This is a genomic window from Desertihabitans aurantiacus, from assembly GCF_003344635.1.
Taxonomy (GTDB): Bacteria; Actinomycetota; Actinomycetes; order Propionibacteriales; family Propionibacteriaceae; genus Desertihabitans; species Desertihabitans aurantiacus.
The window spans coordinates 1-6,671 of sequence record NZ_QPKK01000214.1; the positions used below are offsets into that span (position 1 = coordinate 1).

The 6,671-nt window shown below is 73.5% G+C and carries 7 protein-coding genes; 3 read left to right on the top strand and 4 right to left on the bottom strand.

The features are described from left to right. Window positions 1-2,152: aminopeptidase N (pepN, locus tag DVA66_RS15195; RefSeq protein ID WP_114560848.1), on the bottom strand; the 2,152-nt coding region annotated here is incomplete at its 3' end. 236 nt (window positions 2,153-2,388) lie between these two features. Between pepN and DVA66_RS15200 the strand changes: the two genes are divergently transcribed. After that, the gene (locus tag DVA66_RS15200) at window positions 2,389-3,003 is read left to right on the top strand and encodes a DsbA family protein (RefSeq protein WP_114560843.1); all 615 of its coding nucleotides are present in this window, start codon (window positions 2,389-2,391) and stop codon (window positions 3,001-3,003) included. Window positions 3,004-3,087: 84 nt separating this feature from the next. Here DVA66_RS15200 and DVA66_RS15205 read toward each other — a convergent pair whose 3' ends face one another. The 3 genes from DVA66_RS15205 to DVA66_RS15215 all read right to left on the bottom strand — a co-directional run bounded on the left by DVA66_RS15205 (window position 3,088) and on the right by DVA66_RS15215 (window position 5,297). Next, window positions 3,088-3,306, bottom strand: coding sequence for a hypothetical protein (locus DVA66_RS15205; RefSeq protein ID WP_114560844.1), 219 nt, complete (start codon window positions 3,304-3,306; stop codon window positions 3,088-3,090). Between the two features lie 153 nt (window positions 3,307-3,459). Next, window positions 3,460-4,395, bottom strand: coding sequence for a type IV toxin-antitoxin system AbiEi family antitoxin domain-containing protein (locus DVA66_RS15210; protein ID WP_114560845.1), 936 nt, complete (start codon window positions 4,393-4,395; stop codon window positions 3,460-3,462). A gap of 119 nt (window positions 4,396-4,514) precedes the next feature. Beyond that, a complete protein-coding gene (locus tag DVA66_RS15215; protein ID WP_114560846.1) occupies window positions 4,515-5,297 on the bottom strand; it encodes a hypothetical protein in 783 nt (260 codons plus the stop codon). A gap of 67 nt (window positions 5,298-5,364) precedes the next feature. Between DVA66_RS15215 and DVA66_RS15220 the strand changes: the two genes are divergently transcribed. Together DVA66_RS15220 and DVA66_RS21000 are read left to right on the top strand one after the other, a co-directional pair. Then, complete coding sequence (locus tag DVA66_RS15220; protein ID WP_114560847.1) at window positions 5,365-5,829, top strand: ribose-5-phosphate isomerase; 465 nt, start codon at window positions 5,365-5,367, stop codon at window positions 5,827-5,829. Beyond that, a partial coding sequence (locus DVA66_RS21000) for a hypothetical protein (RefSeq protein ID WP_157974037.1) occupies window positions 5,826-6,671 on the top strand: 846 nt, incomplete at its 3' end. The genes DVA66_RS15220 and DVA66_RS21000, both read left to right, overlap by 4 nt.

The following is a 6,671-nucleotide window of genomic DNA, read 5'->3' on the forward strand; positions in this document are numbered from 1 at the left end:
CGGCGACCGCGGCCTCGTCCACCTGCCCGAGCCGGGCCAGCTGGGTGATCAGCAGCCAGCGCAGGTCGGTGTCGACCTCCAGGCCCTCGGGCACCTCCTCCCCGGCGAGCCAGCCCTGCAGCACCTGCACCCCGGCGTCGGTGCGGATCGCGCGGGCCAGCGCCTGGGCCAGCGCGAGCTGGTGGTCCGAGCCGGGGGCGGCCGCGGCCAGCAGCGAGGCCAGTCCGGACGTCCAGCGCCGGGCCAGCGTCTCGCGCTGGTCGCGCGGGGTGTACTGGTGCACCGCGAGCTGGGCCTGGCCCAGCGTCCGCTGGACGGCGGCCAGGTCGGACTCGGTGGCGATCCCGCGCAGCACCAGCTCGACGTAGTCGTCGGATCCCATCTCCGCGTCGCGGCACATGTCCCAGGCCGCGCCCCAGCACAGCGCGCGGGCCAGCGGGCTCTCCAGGTGGTGGATGTGCCCGGTCAGCGTCGCCAGCGACCGCTCGTCCAGCCGCACCTTGGCGTAGGTGAGGTCGTCGTCGTTGAGCAGCACGAGGTCGGGACGCTGCTGGCCGACCAGGTCGGCCACCTCCGTGCGCTCGCCGTCGACGTCCACCTCGACCCGGTGGCTGCGGCGCAGCACCTCACCGTCGAGGGTGTACAGCCCGATCGCGAGGCGGTGCGCCCGCAGCGTCGGGTGCTGCTCGGTGGCGCCCTGCAGCACCGCGAACCGGGTGAAGCGGCCGTCGGCGTCGGTCTCGAAGTCAGCCCGCAGGGTGTTCACCCCGGCCTGCTCCAGCCACTGGCCCGACCAGCCGGACAGGTCACGGCCCGACGCCTCGGTGAGGCAGGTGAGCAGGTCGCTGAGCCGGGTGGAGCCGAAGGCGTGACGCCGGAAGTAGGCGCGCACCCCCTCCAGGAAGTGGTCGCGGCCGACGAAGGCCACCAGCTGGCGCAGCGCCGAGGCGCCCTTGGCGTAGGTGATGCCGTCGAAGTTCAGCTCCACCGCCTCGAGGTCGACCATGTCGGCCGCGATCGGGTGGGTCGAGGGCAGCTGGTCCTGGCGGTAGGCCCAGATCTTGCGGCTGTTGGCGAAGGTGGCCCACGGCTCGTGCGGGTCGCCGGTCTCGGCCTGGGCGAAGTGGGAGGCCCACTCGGCGAAGGACTCGTTGAGCCACAGGTCGTCCCACCAGCTCATCGTCACCAGGTCGCCGAACCACATGTGGGCCAGCTCGTGCAGGATCGTGTTGTCGCGGCTGTCGTACTGGGCCTTGGTCACCCGGGAGCGGAACAGGTACTCGTCGCGCAGGGTGACGCAGCCCGCGTTCTCCATCGCGCCCATGTTGTACTCGGGGACGAAGGCCTGGTCGTAGGTGCCGAAGGGGTACGGCGTCCCGAAGTGCTGCTCGAAGACGTCGAAGCCGGCCTTCGTGGTGGCGAGGATCCGCTCGGTGTCGAGGTCGGCCACCTTGGACTGGCGGCACAGCAGCGACAGCGGCACGTCGCCGTGGACGCCGGTGTAGGTGTCGGTGACCCGGTGGTAGCTGCCGGCCACCAGCGCGGTGATGTAGGTGGAGATCCGCAGCGTCGGGGTGAAGTCCCAGCGCTGCAGCCCCTCGGCGACGTCGGTCGGCTCCACCGAGGGCGCGTTGGAGGCGACCGTCCAGCCGGCCGGGCCGATCACCGACAGCTCGAAGGTGGCCTTGAGGTCGGGCTGCTCGAAGCAGGCGTAGACGCGGCGGGCCTCCGACACCTCGAACTGGGTGTAGAGGTAGACCAGCCCGTCGGCCGGGTCGACGAAGCGGTGCAGGCCGAGGCCGGAGCGGCTGTAGCGGTGCATGGCCACCACTACCAGCTCGTGGTCGCCCTCGGTGAGCTCCAGCGGCAGCCGGGAGTCGGCGAAGGCGGCGACGTCCAGGGCAGCGCCGTCGAGGGTGGCGGAGTAGAGGTGGTCGGCGATGAGGTCGATGTGGGTCCGGCCCGCCCGCGAGCTGAAGCGGACGGTCGACGTCGTCACGAAGTTGTGCTCCGGAGCCGACAGCGCGCTGCCGTCGGGGGCGTTGCCGGAGAGGTCGACGAGCACCTGGTAGGAGTCGGTGCTCAGCAGCTCCGACCGCTGGCGGGCCTCGTCGCGCGTCAGGTTGTCAGGGAACACGGCACCACCTGTCATCAGCACAGCAGGGCACGCCCCGGACGGCGGTGGGCAGGCGCGACCGGGCGAGCCGGTTCTGCGCTGCACCCAGCCCCCGCGGGGACGCACCACTGGCCCGGGGCATGCCCCCGGGCCCGCGAGACGTTACACGAAGTGGGCCGCCCGGAGCCTGCCGCTGCGGCACGACGGACCGGCACCGGCCGCCGGTCGACCCGTCCGCAGGTGCTTGGGGCCACCGTCCTAGGGTTCGGGACATGGCTGAGACCGAGATGAAGCAGGTCGACTTCTGGTTCGACCCCGCGTGCCCCTGGGCCTGGATGACGTCGCGCTGGATGCTGGAGGTCGAGAAGGTGCGCGACGTGCGCACCACCTTCCACGTGATGAGCCTGGGAGTGCTCAACGAGGACAAGGACATCCCCGAGGACTACCGGGAGGGGATGAAGCGGACCTGGGCCAACGTGCGGGTCTGCATCGGCATCGAGGAGCGCTACGGCTCGGAGAAGCTGCGCGAGTACTACACCGCCGTCGGCACGCTGATCCACCCCGGCGGGCAGCCGAACAACCGGGCCACCATCGAGCAGGCGCTGGAGCAGGTCGGCCTGCCGCGTGAGCTGGCCGACCTCGGTGAGACCGACGAGAACGACGACAAGCTGCGCGCCTCCCACCACGAGGGGATGGACGCGGTCGGCTCGGAGGTCGGCACCCCGGTGGTGCGGATCAACGGCAAGTCGCTGTTCGGCCCGGTGATCTCCCCGGCGCCCAAGGGCGAGGAGGCCGGCCAGCTCTTCGACGGGTTCGAGAAGGTCACCGCCTACCCCGGCTTCTTCGAGCTCAAGCGCACCCGCGACGTCGGCCCGATCTTCGACTGAGCCACGTCGGGACCGCACCGGCCCCGCACCACCACGAGGACGGTCCCGCGCCACCGCGGGGCCGTCCTCGTGCCGGTCGGTGCCTCAGTCGTCCTGCTCCTCCAGCCGCAGACCCACGCCGATCGCGAAGAAGGTCGGGGCCCAGTGGCCGATGAAGATGCCCCACCGGTCGGCCTGCGGCTTGTTGTCCCGGGAGGCTCGGCGGCTGCTGAGCCACGCGATCAGCGACAGCACGATGCTGCCGAGACCGGCCAGGTAGGCGTGGTCGCTGCGGACGCCCATCTCGTGCAGGGCTTTCAACATGGTGTGCTCCTTCGTCCGAACTGGGTGTGTGCTGGCGGTACCCCGTCCTGGCGTCCGCACACGCGTCCGCCCCGGACGGCGCCCCACCCTCGATGACGAGCCCTCAGCAGGGAGGGTTCTGCACCGAACTGGGTGCAGAACCCTCCCTGCTGCTCACACGACGCGCCGGCACTGGTTGCACCGGGTGGGCAGCCCGGGCCAGCCGCGGGCGACGAGCAGCTCGGCGACCTGCTGGGCGGTCCGGCACGGCGACCCGACGACGTGGGGCCAGCCGTAGCGCAGGGTGATCTCGTCGCTCAGCCGTGCCACGTCGTCCCGCCACATGTCGTCGAAGCGGATCCGCCCGTCGTGCCAGCGGCTGTCCAGCTCGACGACGACGCCCAGCCCGCGATAGACCACGTCCCGCCGCATCCCGTGTGAGCGGTGCTGCCGCACGCCGCGGGGGAGCCCGTGCGCCCGCTCCACCGCGTGCAGGTAGGCGCGCTCCAGCGGTGACTCCACCCCGTCGGTGACGTCGCCGAGCAGGCCGTCGAGGACACGCCGGTGCCGCAGCCGCCCCCGTTCGCGTGCCGCCAAGCCCAGGCGGCGGACGGTGCTGCGCCGACGCTGCACGGTGGTGATGACCAAGGCCGCCCAGTCGTCCTCGGCGAGGTCGGCGGCGGCGTCGAGGACGGCGTCCTCCACGGCCAGCCGCGGTGGCCCGCCGACGGTGGCACCGCTGTGGGTCGCCGGGGTCTCGCGTCGGAAGCGCCAGGGGCCGCGGTCGCCCGGTCGCTGCTCGCGGGGCACCCACACGTCGATCTGCTCGGGTGGCTCCGCGACGAGACCGTGCAGGTGCAGGGCGGCGGTGCCGCCGATCCGGCTGCGGTCACCGCCGAGCAGCGTGCCGGCCCAGGCACGGCTCACCCAGGTCAGTGGCTCCACGCCGTAGATGCCGCGGCAGAGGTGCACCCAGCGCCGCTGCGCCACCAGCCGCTGCAGGGACCGGCGGGGCAGCCCCAGCCCCGTCACCTGCTCGATCGATGCGACCCCGCCCTGCAGCGCGATCAGGTCCGTGAGCGCGGGCGGGGGGTCGGTGCGTGTCCTCATGCTCCCCACGTGCGCACGCCCCCGCCCGCCTGCCGCCGCTCTCCGGCTGCCTGTGGACAACGGGGAGGGACGTGCACCGAACTCGGTGCAGAACCCTCCCCACTCCGGGTCGGTACGCCTCAGGCGCCCACGGAGGCGGTGCAGAAGGCGTCCCAGGCGGCCTCGTCGGTGAGGTCACCGGAGCGGCCGAGCGGTTCGAGCACGGCATCGGCGGCGCGGCGGGTGGCGCGGTCCCAGTCGCCGGTGATCTCGACCCCGGCGCCCCACACCTCCCGCAGCACGGCCTGCAGGTTGCGGTTCTGGATGTCGGAGCGCCCGGTGAACACCGCCGGGGCGTTCCCGGAGCGGCCGTTGTCGACGTGCACGTGGTTGCGGTGCGCCTCGTCGAACAGCGAGGTCAGCACGTCGGCGAAGTGCCGCGACAGCCCGGCCACCAGCTGCCAGTAGCGGCGTCGGGCCGCGGGCTGCTCGGTGGCGGGCAGGGCGTCCACCCGGTCCATCCGCCCCGGTGCCTGGACGTCGCCGTCGCGGCGCAGGCTGGTGACGTCGAAGGCGCGGCCGGCGTGGTGCCAGGAGTCGCAGCGCCCGCCGCCGTCGATCCAGGTGCCGAAGGTCCACAGCTGGTCGGGGGCGGGGAGCCCGGAGTGCTCCACCCACCAGTCCAGCCAACCACCGAGCTGGTCGGCGAAACCGGGGTCGAGGAGGAAGGGCTGGGCGCGTCCGTTCTCCTCGTAGACCAGCTCGGCACCGCCGATGGCGGCAACGCGGCGCAACGAGGCGCGCGGCACGCAGGACGCCCGCGGGCGCGGCAGCGGCAACGGCCCGCCGGATCCGCACCCGGCGAGCAGCCCGGCCCCAGTGGCGGCCGCGGCGCCGGTCAGCAGCGTCCGCCGGGAGAGCACGGGACCCGATGCTACCCAGCGCCCCGTCGGGTGCCGGGTGTCCGCCGGTGCTGCCAGACTGACGCCCATGCGCGTGCACATCGCCACCGACCACGCGGCCTACGAGCTCAAGGAGCACCTGGTCGCCCGCCTCGTCGACGCCGGCCACGAGGTGGTCGACCACGGCGCCGAGAGCTTCGACGCCGCCGACGACTACCCGACCTACATCATCCCCTGCGCCGAGGCGGTGGTGGCCGATCCCGGCTCGCTGGGCATCGTGCTCGGCGGGTCGGGCAACGGGGAGCAGATGGCTGCCAACAAGGTCACCGGCGTGCGGGCCGCGCTGGCCTGGAGCACCGAGCTCGCCACGCTGGCCCGCCAGCACAACAACGCCAACGTGGTCTCGATCGGCGGCCGGATGCACAGCGAGGACGAGGCCTGGCAGATCGTCAGCGCCTTCCTCGCCACCCCGTTCAGCGGCGAGGAGCGCCACGCCCGGCGGATCGCGCAGATGGACGCCTACGAGACCAGCGGCAAGCTGCCGACGGTGTGAGCCCGGTCCGCTCCCGCGCCCGGTGGGGCGCCCTCGAGGTCACCGCCGACGACGGCGGGATCGCGCTGGCCCGCGCCGGGGAGACGCTGCTGCGCTGCACGCTGCGACCCGACGGCGCACCCGCGCACGGCGTCGAGGTCGAGCCCGACGAGATCACCCTGACCGGTGCGGACGCCGGTCTGCGGTGGACCGTGCGGCACACCTTCACCGACACCTGGCACACCCGGGTGGTGCTGGTGGCCGAACGCGACCACCGGGTCGACCGGCTGCGCTGGCAGCTCGACGGACCCGCCCCGCAGTGGCACTTCCCGGCCGGGGAGATCGGGTTCACCGCCGTCCTCGGGCTCGCCGACGACGTCCTCGCCACCCGGCCCGGTCCGGGGCGGCTGGGCGACGGCGCCGACCTCGGGCCGGTGGAGCTGCGGGCCGGTGAGCGGCGGGTGCTGCGGCTGCGCACCCGGTGGGAGTCCCTGGCCGAGCTGGTCGGGGCGCTGCCGGTCTGGCTGCCGCCGCTGGAGCTCGAGCTGGACGACGTCCTCGAGATCGAGCACCCCGACGCCGCCCTGGTCGAGCACCCCGCCGAGCGCACCTGCCCCTGGGCGGAGCAGTGGCCGGTCATCCTGTCCGGACCCGAGGGGGAGGTGTGGCTGCGGCCGTGCCGGGCCGACACCGTGGACGCCGCCGTCTGGCACCGGGCGGCCACGGTGCTGGCCGACGCCCCGCGACGTCAGGACGTCCCCCGGCTCGGCTCGGCCGCCGAGGCGCTGCTGGTCGCCCGCGGCGAGCCCGGCGCTGAGGCGGAGGAGGCGGTCGCCGCCGTCCTGGCCGGTGCCGGGTGGTCG